Origin of the sequence: Dongia sp. (assembly GCF_041909655.1) — a bacterium.
Classification (GTDB): domain Bacteria; phylum Pseudomonadota; class Alphaproteobacteria; order Dongiales; family Dongiaceae; genus Dongia.
The window spans coordinates 500,415-517,889 of the sequence record NZ_JAYRDA010000001.1 but is presented as its reverse complement, the minus strand read 5'-3'; the positions used below and the strand labels follow the sequence as shown (position 1 = coordinate 517,889).

Sequence of the window (17,475 nt, the reverse complement as noted above, 5' to 3'; positions counted from 1 at the left end):
TCAGCGGATCGGCAGAGTAAGGACAAACAGCGCGCCCGTGGTCTCAGCCTGTTGCAGGCGAAGATCGCCACCATGGGCGCGCATCAATTCGCGCGCGATGGCAAGGCCGAGCCCGGTCCCCCCGGCCCTGGCAGAGCCCTTGAACGGCACGAACAGGTTTTCCCTTGCCTTGAGTGGTAAGCCTGGGCCGTCATCCTTGCAATCGATCTCGACGAAGCCGCCGCCCATACGATAGCCGATCGAGATGTTCTCGGCACCGGCCTGAAAGGCGTTCTCGCCGAGATTGCGCAGCACCCGGAAAAGCTGACCGCGATCCGCCTTCACCAGCGCATCGGCCGGCACGTCGTTGGACCAATTCTTGCCGGCCGTCAGCAAGCTTGCGAGGCTCTCGCCCACTTCGTCAACCAGTTCATGCAGGGGAACGCTGGCCAGGGTCGGCCGGGGCGGTCCCTCGCGGGTGAAATTGAGGGTGTCGGAACAGAGCTCGACGGCGCGGTCGAGCGACCTCACCAATGCCGGCGCCGCGCGCTTCACCTCGGGATTGTCGCTTTCCGCCAATCGGTCGGTGACCAGGCGCGCTGTAGCCAGAATTCCGCGAAGATCGTGATTGATCTTGGTAACCGCCGTGCCAAGTGCGGCCAGACGCGCTTTCTGAATGAGAGCCATGCGAACCTTGGCCTGCATCTCGGCGAATTCGCGTTCGGCAAGGCCGATTTCATCGCCACGCCGCGTGGTGCCAAAGCTCGGCGGAACCACTTCCGGATCCTGGCGAAAAGCCACCATTCCCCGGGTCAGGCGTCGCATCGGCCGGATGATCAACCATTGCAGAGCCGTGAAGACCAGGGCCGCCGTGATCAGTGAAATGACCACCGACAACCCCAGAATTCGCCAGGAATAGGCGACCATGGCTTCGCGCAAGGCCCATTCGTCGATGACCATATCAACGATGACGTCAGCAGCGCGCGGCGAATAGCCTTTGACCCGCAGCAACCGGTTGCGCGACTGGCGCAAGGTATCGATCCCGTCCTCGACCAATTGCAGGAAGCCACGATCGGCAAGATCGATCGTGGCCTGTACGAGCATGGGTGGAGAGGACCCGCGCAACATGAGATTCTTGCCATCGGCACTGCGCAAGGCAATCAATCTCGCCCCCACATGAGAAAGCAAGCGAACCTCAAGCTCAGGATCGATCATGTAGTCCGGCGTCGCCTCAAGCGTCAGAACCGCGAGATGCGCCATGTTCAGCTTTTCTTCGAGCCAATCGAGACGAAATCGGACGATCGACGGTGCATAGATCAGAACTTCGCTGACCATCACGAAGAGAATCGTCAGCAGCAGGACCCGCGCCGAGAGGCCGCGGCCGAAACTCGGGAGCTTGATCTCTTCCCCGCTCATGCCAACCGCAGCAAGCCGCGTACGATCGCACGGACGCCGGCACCAAATAGGCGGGGCGCATAAAAATTGCCGGCAACGCGCTTGGAAATTTCCGACAGCGTCGGATATGGGAGCAGAAGGCCCGCAACCGCGGAGAGCTTGAGCCTACGCGCCATGGCCAGACACCAGGGCGCCAGCAATTCACCCGCCTGCGGGCCGGCGATACCAACGCCCAGGATATGGCCATTGGCACGCAGGACAATCTTGATGAGCCCATCGGTACGCAGCTCCGTCCTGGCACGATCATTGGCCGTGAAGGCCAATTGCTCGACCCGGACATCCCTGAAACGCGCGCGCGCCGCACTTTCCGAAAGCCCGATTTGAGCAAGCTCCGGCTCGCTGAAGGTGACCCAAGGTATGAGATCCGCATTCACCCTGGCAGGCAGGCGAAAAAGGATATTCCGAAGAACAATGCCGGCGTGATAACCAGCGACATGGGTAAAGGCCGGTCCACCGGCGCAATCGCCAATGGCATAGATTCGCTTGTTGCTGGTGCGAAGACGCCGATCAACCTTGATCGCCCCTTTGACGACCTCGACGCCCGCAATATCCAACCCAAGATCCTCGGTGACCGGTCGCCGTCCAACGGCGATCAGCAGATGGGTGCCCCTCACCACCTCGCTTCCCCCCAGATTGTCGGCAATATGCAGGTCGATGGTTCCAGGGGCGCTGCCGTTGGCTACTCGTACGACACCGCTTCCCTCGCGCAGATCGATGCCATCGGCGATCAAGGCGCGCCGAACGCAGCCGACCAGATCCGGATCGTCCTTGGGTAGGAGGCGGGCAAGCTCGACCAGGGTGACCTTGGCACCAAGGCGCGCCTGGGCTTGTGCCAGTTCGACACCGATCGGGCCGCCACCGATCACCAGCAGGTGGTCGATCGGCGCCGTCTCGCCGAAAATGGTTTCGTTGGTGTGATAAGAGACTTGATCAAGGCCGGGAATGGGCGGGATGCTGGGTCGCGAGCCCGTCGCGATGACGTATCTTTTCGCAGTAATTCGAGCCGCCCTGACCGAAAGAATGTCGGGTGCTGTAAATTTGGCATGGCCCTTGAGAACCGTCACGCCCAAGCCTTCGAAGCGTGCCACGGAATCATGGGGCGCGATGCCGGCAATGACATCCTGGATATGTCCGGCCAACGCGGCGCGGTCGATTTCGGGCGGTACGAAACGAATGCCGAATTGCCGCGCCCGCGGCGCCAAAGCGGCAACGTGAGCCGCCGCCAGCAGGGATTTCGAGGGAATGCAGCCGTGATTGAGGCAATCGCCGCCCATAGCGCCGGATTCCACCAGGATGACCCTGGCACCCAATTGCGCCGCACCAGCGGCGACCGTCAGCCCACCGGCGCCAGCCCCAATTACACAGATATCCGCGGACAACTCAGAGGGCGGAGTCGTCTCCGCGATCTCGTGATCAGTCATGTTTTCCGTTCCGGCCGAGCGCCATGCGCCTTATCACTATGGGCAGCGCGGCCAGCAAGGCAAGTCCGAACAGGCCGGCAAGCACCTTGGGAGAGAGCACCGATCCGAGCGCGATACCCGACCCCGCCTGCAGCGCGTCGCCCAGCCCGCTGCCGACCAGCGCGTAGACAAAGGTCCCTGGAATAATGCCGAAGAAAGTGGTCACCACAAAACATGACAGGGAGACCCCCAGGAAGGCCGGCACCAGGTTGATCACGAAAAACGGAAACAGCGGCACCAGCCGCAGCATCAGAAGATAGCTCCAGGCATCACGCTGGAAGCCCGCCTGCAGCCGCCCCAGCCAGGGGCCGGCCCGCGCCTGAAGCGGTGCCGCGAGTGAGGTGCGTGTCGCCAGAAACAGCAAGCTGGCACCCAAGGTGGCCGCGGCGACCACATAGGCTGTGGCCAGACCGGCGCCGAAGAGATAGCCACCCGCCAAAGTCAGAAACACGCCACCGGGGAGCGAGAAGGCCACCAGCGCGACATAGACGACGAAAAAAAAGAGGCTGGCCGCCAGGAAATTCGCCGCGACGTAATCACGCCAAGCTCCATGATATTGCTGGAGCAAGGTGAAATCGAAATAGCGATCGAGTCTCAACACAAAGAACAAGGCGACGCCGAGAGCGATCACGGCCACCGGCCAAAGCCGGCGCCATGTCCATCCTGTCCCCGCTCCACGATCCGAATTGGTCATGTTGGCAACGCCCTACACGTTCAATTCGGGCACGCTCTTGGCGGACCAATAGCCGAGCAGTTGATCGCGGCCGCGCACGCGGCGCGCTGGCTGCGCCGTCAAACCGAGGAGCAGATCGTGGCGGCCCAAGGCACGAATGGCGCTGGCGAGGACATCGGAGATGGTCAGGATGGCGCCAACCTCCTTGGCAATGGCCTCAAGTCGGCTGGCGACATTGACCGTATCTCCAGCGGCGGCTAGCTGCAGCTGGTTCTGTCCGCCCAATTGCGCCATTGCAACAGGGCCAAAATGAACCCCGATACGGGCCGTCATTTCGGGTTTCCAATCCCGCAGGCGCTGCAGCATTTCCCGCGCGCAGGCGAGAGCCAAAGCGGGATCATCTGAGGTCGGTTGCGGCAAGCCCCACATAATGAACGCACCATCCCCCAGGAATTGCGCGATGATGCCACGATGCTTCGAGACGACTCCCTCAAGCTGCGCGTGAAAATCCTTGAGAAAATGCGCCGTCTCCGAGGGCGACCGGCTTTCGCTGGCCGTGGTGAAGCCTTGTAGATCGACGAACAGGATCGCTGCCATTTGTTCTTGGCCATCAAAGGCTGAGCCCTCCTTGTCGGCAAGAGCATCGGCAAGGCTTGGCGGCACGTAGCGGGCGAGGTTGCCACGCTGCCGCTCGACTTCGCCCCGCAAGCGTCGCTCCCGCACCATGCGCCCGGCGACGGCAATCGTCGAGCCGAGCACGATGCCGAGGCTGGGACCAGCAACAGCGATCCAGCGCAGCGACGTCACCAGCATCACCTGCGACAATGCAAGCCAGGCGATGAGAAGCACCAGGTTGAGACCCAGACCGAGACGTGGCCCAGGTGCCTGTCCCAACCCCCAGGCCGAAAGGGTCAGCAGAACAATCACGCCTGCTTCCAGCAGGATTTGCCCGGTCGAGCGCCGCAAATAATTGTCATCGAGCAAATTGACCATGGAGGTCGCGAGTATCTCGACGCCCGGCAGAGCGGAATCGAAAGGGGTGACGAAATCGTCGCGCAATCCTGTCGCGGTCGCACCAACCAGGACGATACGCCCCTGCAGCTTGTCAGCCGAGAGTCCCCCAGCAAGGAGATCGGCTGCGGAATAGGTGGCAATTGTGCCGGCGCTGCCGAAGAAATTGAGAGGAAGCCCAAGATTGGGGCCGAGATCGACAACCTGGCGCGGCGTTGAATCTCCGCTCGGCAGAACCAGCCTGCCATCCAGCGAGAGCGAGATGGCGGAGGTCGGCAATCCACGCTGGCCAGCAACCGCCAGGAGCGGAAAGGAGGGCAACAATGCCTCGCCCAATGCGATGACTGGGAAATGCAGCCGCGGCGAACCACCGGCATCGGGTTGCAAATTGACATGGCCGACCTTGGCCACAGCCTCAAATACTGAAATTGGGCGCAAGACGCCGCTGGCGCGTAGTGGTTCAAGGGCGCCTATCTCCGGCTTGAGATAGGCTGGCAACGCTAAGGATCGCACATCCTCCTGAGCCTCCGCTGAGGGCTCTCCGCCGTCTACCAGCATGCCCAGGGCAAGTATCCCATTGCCCTGTCGCTTCAGGGATTGACTCAAGGCGGCATCACCGGATGGGGTATCGGGCTCCAGCAGCAAAATATCGATGCCGATCGTCGTCGCGCCCGCATCGCCGAGCCGATCGACAATATCCGCCAATTTCTCGCGCGGCCAAGGCCACCGCCCCAATTCGGCCAGGGACCGATCATCAATGGCGATAATCGCGACATCATCGGGCGCTGGAATCGCGCCGCGCAGCATAAAACGCCAGTCCAGGGTCGCCCCCTCGATCCGCTCGAGAGCAGCGTTAGCAGTCAGGTGCAGCAAGGCGACGAATGCCCCCAACAGCCCAGCGGCCACAAAGCCTAGCCAGCCGCGACGATCGATCCGCTTTGCTGCGTTGATGAGCACGATCTCCTGCCGGTCGCGCGCGAGCTTACGGGAACGTTACGCGCGCCAAGGCGGCCTCGCGCCGGTTCGCGCCCCAGGTTTTCACAACCAGCGGCGCCAGATCGCCGGTCACATCGACGCCCTGGCCCGCGCGAATGACGACGGTGCCAGCACCGGCACGGCTGGAAACGGCAACACGCCCTTCGGCCACGAACACCGCACTGGCAGCACCCGTTTCCTCGACCAGATAATCGGTGCCGCGGACCGAGGCTACGGCCGTGCTGGTGCGGACATCAAAGCGGCCCCACTCCGTCGCCTTGTTCACCGTTACGCGCACAATGCCCGAGAGCAGATCGATGACGGCATTCGATGCCTGAGGATCGGGTGCAAAGGCAGAAAGGGCGACCTCGCTATCCGGTCCGACCGTCAGTACCGAGCCATCGCTGAACGTTATCTCGGCGCGGCCGTCAGGACCGGTACGAATCTGATCGGATTCGGAAACGGGTGCGTCGATCGCACCGGCCTGAACAGCACCGCCCCGGATCACCGAAACAGCCCCGACGCTGCGGCTTACCCGACCGATGGCGAGTTCCTGCGCCCGTGCCGAGCGGTCGGCCATGAACAAACCAAAAACCGCGACCGAGACGGCGCTCAGAGACAACCCCACAAAATCCCGTCGATGCATTCTCATCTCAAACTCCCTATCGCAATTCACTTCACGCGGTTCGATAGATCGCCCCCGGATCTCTCCATTGGCCGGACCCTCCGCCCTTGCGTGGTAAACAGCATGTGGTCAGGTTGGCGGGTCTTACTGTGACCCGGTTCACCGTCCGTGAAGCAAGTCTTGCAGCGCGACATTAACTAATTGATTCAAAAGTGTAAAAATAGAAACGGCCACAGGCGATCAGAGACCACAGACAGCCGATCCGGGTAAAAATATCATGTCGCGCCTCAATCTTCGTCAATCTTTCGTAAACGGCTTGTCGCTAGGGTGCCTACTTAACTTGGCGCAATTGGGAGTGACTCCCAAAGATCGCTGATGAGCACGTATTCCCCACCCAGGTTCCCATGAAGTCAGGCCTTTCCCTCACCGGTCATGAACGCAGCTTTCCAGCAGAGGAAGTGATTGTCACCAAAACCGACCTGAAGGGCCGGATCACCTACGCCAATCAGTGCTTTCTCGATATCTCGGATTTGAGCGAGGAACAGGCTTTAGGGCAGCCACACAGCATCATCCGCCATCCGGACATGCCGCGGTGCATTTTCAAGTTGCTATGGGATTATCTGGAAAGCGGGCGCGAGATCTTCGCCTATGTCATCAATCGTGCGATGAATGGCGACCATTACTGGGTTTTCGCCCATGTCACGCCGTCCTTCGGTGCCGATGGGAAAATCATTGGGTACCATTCCAGCCGACGCGTTCCCAAACGATCGGCAATCGAGCAAGCCATCAAGCCGCTCTATGCCGATTTGCTGAAAATCGAAACCCAGGCCACCGACCGGAAGATCGGTATGGCGCGCGCTTATGACGCCTTGCAAGAGAAGCTCAAAAGTCTACGGATGACCTATGATCAATTCATCTTTTCGCTCTAGCCCGGCAACCGCGATCACCCTGTCGCTGCTGCTCTCGATCATTGCGGTCGGCATGGCTGTCGTAGATGTGCCGCTTTGGGCACAGATTCTGCCTGCGGCACTTGCTGCCCTGGCGGCTCTTGCCGCCCTCGCTGCCTGCGCGAATGCCAGCCGCCAGATCGAGCAGACAATTGCGGTCTTGAAGAAGCTCCAGGCCGGTGATTTCGAGGCGCGGTTGACACATGTACGTGCGGGCGGACAGCTCGGCGAATTGATGTGGAGCGTCAACGATTTTGCCGACCGGGCCGACGCCTATGTGCGGGAATCGCGCGCGTCACTCGATGCTGTGACCAAGCGGATCTATTACCGGCATGTCATCGAAACCGGGATGCAGGGGTCGTTCAAGCAGGCAGCCAGTACCATCAACAATGCTACTGGCGCGATGGAGCAGAAGGTCAAGGATTTCACTACCGCCACAGAACGGTTCGAGGCAATGGCAGCCTCGGTGGTCGATCGCGTACGAGCCGCGGCCGAACGGCTCAAAGGCACGGTCAACAGCCTCAACAACGCGACCACGCATACCAATCGCCGGGCGGCGGCCGTGGCGACCGCCTCGGCCCAGGCCTCAGCGAGCCTGCAATCCGTGGCCGCTGCGACCGAGGAACTAACCACGTCGATCGGCGAGATCAACCGGCAAGCCCGCCATTCGGTTGAGATCGTGAAGACGGCAACAGCCAGTACGGATTCAGGCAACCAGCAGGTTGAAGGCCTGGTGAGCAGTACCGACAAGATCGGCGAGGTTGTCCGTCTCATCCGCGAGATTGCCGAGCAGACCAATTTGCTGGCCCTCAATGCGACCATTGAGGCCGCCCGGGCCGGCGAGGCTGGAAAGGGCTTCGCGGTGGTGGCCGGCGAGGTCAAAAGCCTGGCCAATCAAACGGCGGGCGCGACCGACGACATCACGGGCCAGGTGGGCACGATCCAGGCGGCGGTCGACCATGTGGCAACCGCCATGCGCACCGTAAAAGAGATCATGGGCAGCATCAACGACGCCTCGGCGGCGATCGCCTCGTCGCTCACGGAGCAATCTTCAGCCACCGGCGAAATCGCCCGTAATGTCGAGCAGGCCTCGGCCGGTGCCAGCGAAGTGGCCCACAATGTCGCCGATGTGCGCCAGGCCATGAGCGAAATCGACCATTCGACCCAAGAGCTGCTCGACGCTACGCGTGATCTGGAGGCCCAATCCGATCACTTGGGGGCGGAACTGGGCAACTTCCTCACGGAACTCAAAAAGGTGGTCTGAAACCGCGTCGCGCGGGGAAAAGCCAGCTGTTCAGCGCCGAAGGTCGATGGCATTCATCGCTCGACTCGCGCGTTGGACGCTTCTCAGGCCTGATTCGGCCCGCTACACTGGCCCCCATCCTGGCCCGGGAGACGGGCCGGCCATCTGCGGCGAATTCCGGGGGAGATCGACTATGATTGCACGCGGCCTGCTCATCTCAGCGCTGTTGGGCGCCACATTGCTCGCAGGCTGCGCGTGGGAAGGTGGCGCCAGCCAGCCTGTACAGCCCGGCAGCCAGACACAAGGCGGCATCGCGCCCAAGCCGGCACCAGCCCATGGGGTGATGCCGGACGCCAAGCGGGCGCCTGTCGTATCGGCCACCCCCGCTGCGCCGGCCCCAAGCGCAGCTCCCGAAGCCCTGATGAACCCGGCGCAGCCCGCCGACGTCATCGGCTCCTGGCAGATGGTGCAACTGCCCCCCAATTTCCTGCAGCCGACGCGCCCCACCGCCCCGTTCAGCAATCCGTGGCAATGGTTCATTTTCAGCCCCGTCGACGCCACCGGGGTTGGGCGTATCGGCATTGTCTCGCGCGTGGAACCACCCAAGGGCGTGGTGACAGACAAGGCCCTGGCCGACGCCTGGGCCCAGTCGCCCATGTTCGACACCTACCGGATGGGCGGCGGCACCGTTTCGGTAACACCGGTCGCCATCACCGGCTGGTCGGCCCAGGGGACACAGACCTGGCGGACCTACATGGTGACCAATGCCGGTCTCATGCTGGGCATGCAGGCGATTCCCGGCGACATGTTGATGATCCTGACCGGGGAACAAAACCAGCCGCTCTACTATCGCATGCTGCGCCGCGTGCCGCGGGTCCAGCCCTGAACTCAGCCTTTCTTGGGCGCCGCCCGCAATAGCCGATCGGTCAGGGCCGGCGACAGCGCGCCGATGGCCCAGGCGATCGCTGCCATGGGCCAGGGAAAGGCAATCCTTGCCCCGTTCGCGGCAAGGCCACACTGAACGATTTTGGCCGCCTGTTCGACCGACATTAAAAACGGCATGGGGAAGTCGTTTACCGCGGTCATCGGGGTGGTGACAAACCCCGGCATGATGACGCTGACGCCGACGCCGGACTCGGCCATCTCGCCGCGCAATCCCTCGCCCCACACCTTCACGGCCGCCTTCGACGCGCAATAGGCGGGTGCGCCTGGAAAGCCGCGGTGTCCGGCCAAAGAGGCCATGATACCGATCTGGCCGGCGCCGCGCGCGGCCATGCGCGGCAGGACGGGCAGCACGGTGTTAAGGACTCCATCGACATTGATGCGGAAAATATCGCGCGTCTGCTGCGCGCTCTCCTGCCCGCCCGATGTACCGCCAGAGATGCCGGCATTGGCAATGACGAGATCGAGCGGCCGTCCGTCATCTGCGCCGACAACCCAGGCCTCCATCGCCGCCGCGTCGCCGACATCGATACTGGCAATGCCCACTTCGGCGCCGCGCGCACGGCAGGCGCCGGCTATCTGTGCCAGCAAATCCCCACGCCGAGCGCCCAGATGAAGGAAGACGCCAGGCGCTGCATAGGCCTCTGCCAAGGCGGCCCCCAGGCCTGAACTGGCGCCGGTGATGAGGATCGAGCGGAAGGGCGGCATCGGATGGACTTTCCCTGAAATAACAATGCCGGCCGAGCTTGCCAGCCGCCCGAGCATCCTTGATGATGGCGGCACTTTGCAACAGGGGCCTTTTGGGGGGAATTTTGTCGATCGCCAGCATGACCGGATTTGCGCGCACCAGCGGCGCCATCGGCGACTTCCTGTGGACCTGGGAGTTGAAGAGCGTCAATGGCCGTTCGCTCGATGTGCGTTGCAGAGTCCCGCAGGGGTTTGAGGCGGTGGATGCACTGGCCAGGCAAATTGCCGCGGAACATCTGAAGCGGGGCAATCTGGCAGCAACACTCAGTGTCGATGATGCATCGAGCCGCGGCCAACTCACCGTCAATCGTGCGGCGCTCGATCAGATCATGTCCCTGCTTAGGGATATGAGCGGAAAGCTCGATGCCGCGCCACCCAGCTTGGACGGCATTCTCGGCCTCAAGGGTGTCCTGGAACTCGAGACCCCGCCCTTGGCACCCGAGATCATGGCGGCACGGCAAAAGGCCGTTGAGGCCGGCTTGCGGCAAGCCATGACGGAACTGAGCGGCATGCGGCGCAATGAGGGCAACCGGCTGCGCGAGGTCGTCTTCGGCCATCTCGACGAGATCGAACGGCTGCGGATCGCCGCCGCCCAATCGGCCGGCGCTCAACCGGCCAATATCCGTGCCCGTCTGGACGCACAATTGCGCGAGCTGATGCCGGAGGGTGCACCGATCGACCCGGAACGATTGGCGCAGGAATTGGCACTGATGACCGGCCGCGCGGATGTCCGCGAGGAAATCGATCGGCTGGCGGCGCATGTCGCCGCGACACGCGAACTGATCGCACAAGGTGGTGCGGTCGGGCGCAAGCTCGACTTTCTTTGCCAGGAATTCAACCGTGAAGCCAATACGCTCTGTTCCAAGGCAGCGGATCTGGCCTTGACCAATATCGGCATCGAGCTTAAGGCAGCCATCGAGCAGCTTCGCGAGCAGATCCAGAATATCGAGTGAGTGCCGACCTTGTCCGATTCCACCCACCACGCTACCGGCTTTGTCGACATCCGACGTCGCGGCCTGATGCTTGTTCTCTCATCGCCTTCAGGCGCCGGCAAGACCACGATCTCTCGCCGCCTGCTGGAACTGGAGCCGCAACTGGCGCTTTCCGTCTCGGCGACGACCCGCGCCAAGCGGCCGGGCGAAACCGCGGGCATCGATTATCATTTCGTCGACCTCACCGAATTCAACCTGATGATCAATCGGGGGGAGTTCCTGGAATACGCCAAAGTCTTCGACAATTACTACGGCACGCCCAAGGCACAAGTGGCCAAAGAACTAGCCCAAGGCCGCGACATCCTGTTCGACATCGACTGGCAGGGCACGCAGCAACTGGCACACAATGCGCGCGAGGATCTTGTCAGCGTCTTTGTGCTGCCGCCCTCGACCCGGGAATTGGAACGGCGTCTGCACAGCCGCGCCCAGGACAGTGCCGAGGTCGTAGCGCGCCGCATGGCCAAGGCGGCCGACGAGATGAGCCATTGGGCGGAATACGATTACATCATCGTCAATCACGACATCGAGTCGAGCGTCGAAAGTGTCCGCGCCATTCTGCGTGCCGAGCGCCTGCGCCGGCAACGCCAGATCGGGCTCACCGATTTCGTGAAGGGCCTTAGAGAAGGGCAATAGCCCTCAGAGCGCCTCGAAGGCGCGCGACAGCGCGCAGAATTGCTCGATCGACAATTCCTCACCGCGCGCCGTGGGCGCGATGCCGGCGGCGATCAGTGCTTCTTCGGCGCGTGGCGAGACTTTGCGCAGAGATTGCCGCAGCATCTTGCGCCGCTGGCCGAAGGCGGCGGCGGCGACCCGTTCCAGCATGCTGGCATCCGCCGGAAACAGGGGCGTTGCCCTTGGAATCAACTGTACCACCGTCGAGGTGACCTTGGGCGGCGGCGTGAAGGCACGCGGCGGCACATCAAACAGGCGCCGGACCTCGGCCCGCCATTGCGTGGCGATGGTGAGCCGCCCGTAATCCTTGCTGCGCGGCTGTGCGATCAGCCGATCGGCGACTTCCTTCTGGAACATCAGCGTCAGACTGGCAAAGGCGGCGCCGGCCGCCAGCCAGTTCAGCAACAGCGGCGTCGCCACGTTGTAGGGCAGATTGGCCACGATCCGGCGCGGCGCTCTCCCAAGCTTGGCGGCATCGACCTTCAGTGCATCGCCTTCTATTACCGTAAGGCGGTCGGGATAGGCTGCCGATATTTCAGCGAGGACCGGCAGGAAACGTCGGTCGCGCTCGATCACGATCACATCCTTGCCGCCATGATCGAGCAAGGCCCGCGTCAGACCACCGGGACCGGGACCGATTTCGATGACGCTGCCTTCATCCAACGGTGCCGCCGAACGCGCGATGCGTCCGGTCAAGTTGAGATCGAACAGAAAATTCTGGCCGAAGGCCTTGTTCGCCGAGAGACCATGGCGCGCAATGACATCACGCAGCGGCGGCAAGGACACCGCGGCGGGCGGATCCTTTTCCATCAGAGGCGGATGTCGATAACCGCTGCGCGCCGCAGGTCGGAGAGATAGCCACGCGCCAAGGTTTCCAACCGCTCACGGCCCAGCCGGTCGGCCACGCCCACCCGCGATAGAGCCGCTTCGTCGCCGCCACCACGATTGCAGATGGCAAAGATGCCGATGCCGCGATTGGTACGGAGCGGCGGCGTGGGCACACCGATCGGCTGGTTGAGCGCGTAAGACTGCACGGCGGGCGGCAAATCGGCGACCGGCACGTTGCCGAGATTCCGGTAGACTCCCGGCGAGGCCTGATCGGCCAAGGCCGCCATATCGGCGCAGGATTGAATGCGCGGCGTCAAAGTGTTGGCCTGAGAGATCACCTTGTTGACTTCCGATTCCGCCGCATTGGCCGGAAGCGACCATAGGATCTGCTCCATCGCCACGGTTCCGGCCGAAACGGCGCGGACGTCGATCACTCGCGTCGAGCGCACCAGAACGATGTAATAGCCGCCTGTCCCGCGCACCGGACCGCCGACCTGTCCCGGGGGCAGCGCACGGACGGTCTCGGCCACCTGCGGATCCAGCATGTCGAGACGGACCCAGCCCCAATCACCGCCTCGAATGGCCCCCTGGTCCTGGGAAAACTCGGAGGCGATCGCCGCGAAATCAGCGCCCTGATCAAGTTGTTCCTTCAGGCGTTGCGCGGATTGGCGCAAGGCGCTTTCGTCGCTGCTGCTGCCGGCTGCAAGAAAGATTTGCGACAGGCGATACTCGGTCTGTCCCTGCGCCGCCTGAATGGCGGCCAGGGCCGAGTCGATCTCTTCATCGGTGATATTGACCTGCGGTCGCAGGCGTCGTTGCACCAGACGCGCCCAAGCCAGCTCGACGCGGATCTGGTCCTGCAACGTCTCGATCAGAATGCCGTTCTGGCCCAGAACCTGAGTAAACTGTTCGAGGCTCAACTCGTTCCGGCGCGCCAGATCATTGACCCGGGAAGACACTTCGTCGTCGCTCACCCGGATGTTCTGGCGCTTGGCTTCCTGCGCACGCAGGCGTTCGTCGATCATCGTCCGCAGCAGGGTCGGCAGCAGGCGCTGGCGTGTCTCGGGCGTATCGCTCAGGCGCGCCGACAGCATGGCCAGGCGGAGGCGCATGTAGAGATCAAGCTCGGTGACGACGTCCTCGTTGACGACGGCGACAATCTTCAGCGCATCCTGCGCCCTTGCCGAAGGCACCGAGGATGTCGAGCCGAGCCCAATCAGCAATGCAATGAAGAAGATGTGCCGCCAAAATCCCAGTCGTAAGCTCATGATCTCTATAGTTCCTAGGGCCAAACCTTGCGACGGCCAATAACGGCTGGGCTCGGCCAATCGAACCAAAGCAACCACGCCCGACAACCACCCTGCTCATCGTTTTCGCCGGCGCCACAAGGGACCCCGGATTGGCCGTTAAACTAGCATGCCGAAGCCATTCGTCCACATTTTTCAGGGGCTTGGCATGCAATATTAGGCATCGGCCGGCAATGGCGAGCCCGATCACATTGTGCTAAGGCTGAACCATAGCGGGACCGGTCGAATCCTCCGTCAGCGGCGTTGGGAATACCGTCGCCCGAAGACTGCATCGCGCTCGAAAAATCGGGAGAAATCAAGATGAAGGTTACGTTTGCCAAGCCGGAAACACCGAGCCAGGGCGCTTATGCCGTGGGCGTTCAGGAGGGGCGCAAGCTCTCCGCCGCCGCAGCTCAGGCCGAGAAGGCGACCAAGGGCGCTGTGGCGCGGGCACTCAATGCCAGCCGATTCAAGGGCGGCAAGGACGAGCAGCTCATTGTCCTCGCCCCCCAGGGCCTGGACGTTTCCCGATTGATTCTGGTGGGATTCGGCAACCCGGCCAAATTGACGGCGCTCGACTGCGAAGCCATCGGCGGCCGCCTGGTGGCGGCACTCAATCATGCCGGCGACCGCGAGGGTACCATCGCCATCGAATCTCCCGCCGGCAGCACCTTGAGTGAGGCCGAAATCGCGGCACGGATCGCCATGGGTGCGCGCCTCCGGGCCTATCGGTTCGACAAATACCGCACCAAGGAAAAGCCGGAACACAAGCCGACCCTGAAAAAGCTGACCATCACCCTGGGCGACCCACATGCCGCCAAAAAGCTGTTCGATCCACTCGACAAGGTTGTGGATTCGGTCATCGTTACGCGCGACCTGGTCTCCGAGCCCGCGAACGTGATCTATCCGGAAACGCTGGCCCGTGAGGCCGGCGAACTGACCAGCCTCGGCGTCAAGGTTTCCGTCCTCGGCGAAAAGGAAATGAAGCGGCTGGGCATGGGCGCGCTGCTGGGCGTCGGCCAGGGTTCGGAACGCGAAAGCCAGCTCGTCACCATGCAATGGAACGGCGCCGGCGATTCCAAGGCAAAGCCGGTTTGCTTTGTGGGCAAGGGCGTCACCTTCGATACCGGCGGCATTTCGATCAAGCCCGCGGCCGGCATGGAAGACATGAAATGGGACATGGGCGGTTCCGCCGTGGTCATCGGCGTCATGCGCGCCCTCGCCGCGCGGAAGGCCAAGGTCAACGCGGTCGGTGTGATCGGCCTGGTTGAAAACATGCCGTCCGGCAATGCGCAACGCCCGGGCGACATCGTCACCTCGATGTCGGGACAGACCATCGAAGTCCTGAACACGGATGCCGAAGGCCGCCTGGTGCTGGCCGATGCGCTTTGGTATGCGCAGGAAAATTTCGGCCCCAGCCTGATCGTCGATCTCGCCACCCTCACCGGCGCCATCATGGTGGCACTGGGCACCGAGCATGCGGGCCTCTTCTCCAATGACGATGCGCTCTCGGAGAAGCTCACCGCCGCCGGCAAGGCGACCGGAGAACTGCTCTGGCGCATGCCGCTGGCTCCAGCCTATGACCGCCTGATCGATTCCCCCGCCGCCGACATGAAGAATATCGGCGGACGCTATGGCGGATCGATCACCGCCGCCCAGTTCCTGCAGCGCTTCATCCAGAAAGGGACGCCCTGGGCCCATCTCGACATTGCCGGCGTCACCTGGAGCGACAAGGACAAGCCGACCATCCCGAAGGGCGCCACAGCCTTCGGCGTGCGCCTGCTTGAGCAATTCGTGCAGCGCGAATTCGAAGACAAATAAGCGACCGATGGCGGAGATCCGCTTTTATCACCTGACTCGTTACCGGCTGGAGGAGGCGCTCACACGCCTCCTCCGCCGCGTTCTGGAACGGCAGGACCGCGCGGTGATCATGGCCTCGACCAGCGAACGGGTGGAGGCCCTCAACGCCCATCTATGGACCTATGATCCCGCCAGCTTCCTGCCCCATGGCTCGGCCAAGGACGGTCATGCCGCGGAACAACCGATCTACCTCACGGCCCAGTTGGAGAATCCCAACGGCGCGAAGTTGCTCATGCTCTGCGACGGTGCGCCGGCCCCAGCCACGGAGGCCCTCGGCGCCCTCGGCTACGAGCTGGTCTGCGAGTTATTCAATGGCCATGATGACGAGGCTGTCGCCGAGGCAAGAACCCACTGGCGCCTCTATCGGGAGGCCGGGCATAAAATCGCGTATTTTCAACAAAATGACGAAGGTGGCTGGGTCGACAAAACCCAGGCGTAATCGCCACGCCATCGGCGTTTTTCAACATATTATCGTGTGAGAAAATCCGTTCCGTGAGCCCTGCCCCTGGACATGGATAAGGGTTGGCTTAAGCTTTTCCTGATATATCCCGGGAATAATGCTCTCCGCAGCGCCAGCGCCCTGGCGGCCCATTTGGGATGAGGACGATCGGCTTTTGCCATGCGATGGATTTTTAGAAAGCGCCCTGTGAACCAGCGCCGCCGGCTCGACGAGTCCGGCGTGGCAGCGGTCGAGTTTGCCATGGTGCTGCCGCTCCTCCTTCTCCTGACCTTCGGCGTGATCGAGATGGGCATGATCATGGCGACCATGACCAGTTTGGAAGGCGGGCTGAAAGAAGCCTCACGCTACGGCATCACCGGCAAAACCCCGAACGATGCCACCCGCATCGAGAAGATTCGCCAGATCCTGGATGAGCACACGCTGGACCTCGTCGACATGGGTGAGGCCGAGTTTGTGGTGAAGACCTATCCCAGTTTTTCAGGGGTCGGGCAGATGGAACCGTTTACTGACATGAACGGCAACGGCACATGGGACGACGGCGAGCCGTATAGTGACCTCAATCCAGATAATAGTTGGGGTGAGTTGGGCACAGTCGGCGCCGGCATGGGTGGCGAGGTGGTTTCCTATTCCGTCAAGGTTCCCTATCACATCATGACTCCCTTTGCGGGAGACTGGATCGCAAAAAACGGCATCTTGCCGCTGGCCGCCACCATTGTTGTCCGCAACGAGCCCAATCTTTATGAGGAGTGATCTCCACATGAAGGCAGCAAAGCTGTGCCTGCGCCGTGACGATGGCTCGATCGCCATCGAAATGGCCTGCGTCCTGTTCTTTCTGTCTGTCCTCATCCTCGGCACTTTCGAAGTGCCGCGCCTGTTGCTGATCGGGCAGAAACTGGAACGCGCCTCCGCGTCCATGGCAGATCTTGTCTCCCAGATCGACCCGGCCGACGGTAATGTACAGGCCAAGATCAATGACCTGATGACGGCCGCCGATAGCCTGATGTCGCCTTACGATTTCGGCATGGACGGGCGCGTCATCATCAGCTCGATCGGCAATCCGACGGGTGACCAGGAGCAGATTCTCTGGCAGCGCAAGAATGCGACGGGACTGGATGTGGCCAGCAGTATTGGCGTGCAAGGAGGCGTGCCCAATCTCCCCGGCACCCTGGTGGTCCGCGAAGGCGAGAACATCATCGCGGCTGAAGTTATCTACGAATACAAGCCACTCTTCGGTTCGATCGTCTATGACGAGAAGACGCTCTACCGTGCAGCGTTCACGAGGCCGCGCTTCACCAATCTCACTTCGGCGCCGAACTGATC

At 62.2% G+C, this 17,475-nt stretch carries 17 protein-coding genes; 9 read left to right on the top strand and 8 right to left on the bottom strand.

Going from position 1 to position 17,475, the window contains the following annotated elements; all coding sequences use genetic code 11:
• The 5 genes from ACE3PR_RS02265 to ACE3PR_RS02245 all read right to left on the bottom strand — a co-directional run bounded on the left by ACE3PR_RS02265 (window position 1) and on the right by ACE3PR_RS02245 (window position 6,205).
• Window positions 1-1,395, bottom strand: a complete 1,395-nt coding sequence (locus ACE3PR_RS02265) for a sensor histidine kinase (RefSeq protein ID WP_374367698.1) — start codon at window positions 1,393-1,395, stop codon at window positions 1-3.
• The gene (locus tag ACE3PR_RS02260; RefSeq protein WP_374367696.1) at window positions 1,392-2,855 is read right to left on the bottom strand and encodes an NAD(P)/FAD-dependent oxidoreductase; all 1,464 of its coding nucleotides are present in this window, start codon (window positions 2,853-2,855) and stop codon (window positions 1,392-1,394) included. Before ACE3PR_RS02260 ends, ACE3PR_RS02265 begins: the two co-directional genes overlap by 4 nt.
• The gene (locus ACE3PR_RS02255; RefSeq protein ID WP_374367694.1) at window positions 2,848-3,531 is read right to left on the bottom strand and encodes a TVP38/TMEM64 family protein; all 684 of its coding nucleotides are present in this window, start codon (window positions 3,529-3,531) and stop codon (window positions 2,848-2,850) included. The genes ACE3PR_RS02260 and ACE3PR_RS02255 overlap by 8 nt, the downstream gene beginning before the upstream one ends.
• A 69-nt stretch (window positions 3,532-3,600) precedes the next feature.
• Window positions 3,601-5,535 carry a CHASE2 domain-containing protein gene (locus tag ACE3PR_RS02250; protein ID WP_374367692.1) on the bottom strand — a complete coding sequence of 645 codons (1,935 nt, stop codon included), beginning with the start codon at window positions 5,533-5,535 and terminating at the stop codon, window positions 3,601-3,603.
• 25 nt (window positions 5,536-5,560) lie between these two features.
• Window positions 5,561-6,205: a FecR domain-containing protein gene (locus ACE3PR_RS02245; protein ID WP_374367690.1), complete on the bottom strand. Its 645-nt coding sequence runs from the start codon at window positions 6,203-6,205 to the stop codon at window positions 5,561-5,563.
• Window positions 6,206-6,582: 377 nt separating this feature from the next.
• Here ACE3PR_RS02245 and ACE3PR_RS02240 point away from each other — a divergent pair, with 377 nt between their 5' ends.
• The 3 genes from ACE3PR_RS02240 to ACE3PR_RS02230 all read left to right on the top strand — a co-directional run bounded on the left by ACE3PR_RS02240 (window position 6,583) and on the right by ACE3PR_RS02230 (window position 9,254).
• Window positions 6,583-7,107, top strand: a complete 525-nt coding sequence (locus ACE3PR_RS02240) for a PAS domain-containing protein (protein ID WP_374367688.1) — start codon at window positions 6,583-6,585, stop codon at window positions 7,105-7,107.
• Entirely contained in the window at window positions 7,082-8,389 is a 1,308-nt protein-coding gene (locus ACE3PR_RS02235; protein WP_374367686.1) for a methyl-accepting chemotaxis protein, read from the top strand. Before ACE3PR_RS02240 ends, ACE3PR_RS02235 begins: the two co-directional genes overlap by 26 nt.
• A 172-nt stretch (window positions 8,390-8,561) precedes the next feature.
• On the top strand, window positions 8,562-9,254 hold the full coding sequence (locus tag ACE3PR_RS02230) for a hypothetical protein (protein WP_374367684.1): 693 nt from the start codon (window positions 8,562-8,564) through the stop codon (window positions 9,252-9,254).
• Window positions 9,255-9,256: 2 nt separating this feature from the next.
• Here the strand turns inward: ACE3PR_RS02230 and ACE3PR_RS02225 are convergent, their stop codons facing one another.
• Window positions 9,257-10,018 carry an SDR family NAD(P)-dependent oxidoreductase gene (locus ACE3PR_RS02225; protein ID WP_374367683.1) on the bottom strand — a complete coding sequence of 254 codons (762 nt, stop codon included), beginning with the start codon at window positions 10,016-10,018 and terminating at the stop codon, window positions 9,257-9,259.
• Between the two features lie 119 nt (window positions 10,019-10,137).
• On the opposite strand from ACE3PR_RS02225, the gene ACE3PR_RS02220 reads away from it, so the two are divergent.
• Together ACE3PR_RS02220 and gmk are read left to right on the top strand one after the other, a co-directional pair.
• On the top strand, window positions 10,138-11,010 hold the full coding sequence (locus ACE3PR_RS02220) for a YicC/YloC family endoribonuclease (protein WP_374367681.1): 873 nt from the start codon (window positions 10,138-10,140) through the stop codon (window positions 11,008-11,010).
• Window positions 11,011-11,076: 66 nt separating this feature from the next.
• Window positions 11,077-11,682 carry a guanylate kinase gene (gmk, locus tag ACE3PR_RS02215; protein WP_374368075.1) on the top strand — a complete coding sequence of 202 codons (606 nt, stop codon included), beginning with the start codon at window positions 11,077-11,079 and terminating at the stop codon, window positions 11,680-11,682.
• Window positions 11,683-11,685: 3 nt separating this feature from the next.
• Here gmk and rsmA read toward each other — a convergent pair whose 3' ends face one another.
• On the bottom strand, window positions 11,686-12,531 hold the full coding sequence (gene rsmA / locus ACE3PR_RS02210; RefSeq protein ID WP_374367679.1) for a 16S rRNA (adenine(1518)-N(6)/adenine(1519)-N(6))-dimethyltransferase RsmA: 846 nt from the start codon (window positions 12,529-12,531) through the stop codon (window positions 11,686-11,688).
• Window positions 12,531-13,817 (bottom strand): peptidylprolyl isomerase, encoded by a 1,287-nt coding sequence (locus ACE3PR_RS02205; protein WP_374367677.1) that lies wholly within the window; start codon window positions 13,815-13,817, stop codon window positions 12,531-12,533. Before ACE3PR_RS02205 ends, rsmA begins: the two co-directional genes overlap by 1 nt.
• Before the next feature lie 339 nt (window positions 13,818-14,156).
• Here ACE3PR_RS02205 and ACE3PR_RS02200 point away from each other — a divergent pair, with 339 nt between their 5' ends.
• The 4 genes from ACE3PR_RS02200 (at window position 14,157) to ACE3PR_RS02185 (ending at window position 17,473) form a co-directional block, all read left to right on the top strand.
• On the top strand, window positions 14,157-15,656 hold the full coding sequence (locus ACE3PR_RS02200) for a leucyl aminopeptidase (protein WP_374367675.1): 1,500 nt from the start codon (window positions 14,157-14,159) through the stop codon (window positions 15,654-15,656).
• Between the two features lie 7 nt (window positions 15,657-15,663).
• On the top strand, window positions 15,664-16,134 hold the full coding sequence (locus ACE3PR_RS02195) for a DNA polymerase III subunit chi (protein WP_374367673.1): 471 nt from the start codon (window positions 15,664-15,666) through the stop codon (window positions 16,132-16,134).
• A 207-nt stretch (window positions 16,135-16,341) separates the two neighbouring features.
• The gene (locus ACE3PR_RS02190) at window positions 16,342-16,905 is read left to right on the top strand and encodes a TadE/TadG family type IV pilus assembly protein (RefSeq protein WP_374367671.1); all 564 of its coding nucleotides are present in this window, start codon (window positions 16,342-16,344) and stop codon (window positions 16,903-16,905) included.
• 7 nt (window positions 16,906-16,912) lie between these two features.
• On the top strand, window positions 16,913-17,473 hold the full coding sequence (locus ACE3PR_RS02185; RefSeq protein WP_374367669.1) for a hypothetical protein: 561 nt from the start codon (window positions 16,913-16,915) through the stop codon (window positions 17,471-17,473).
• Window positions 17,474-17,475: the final 2 nt, after the last annotated feature.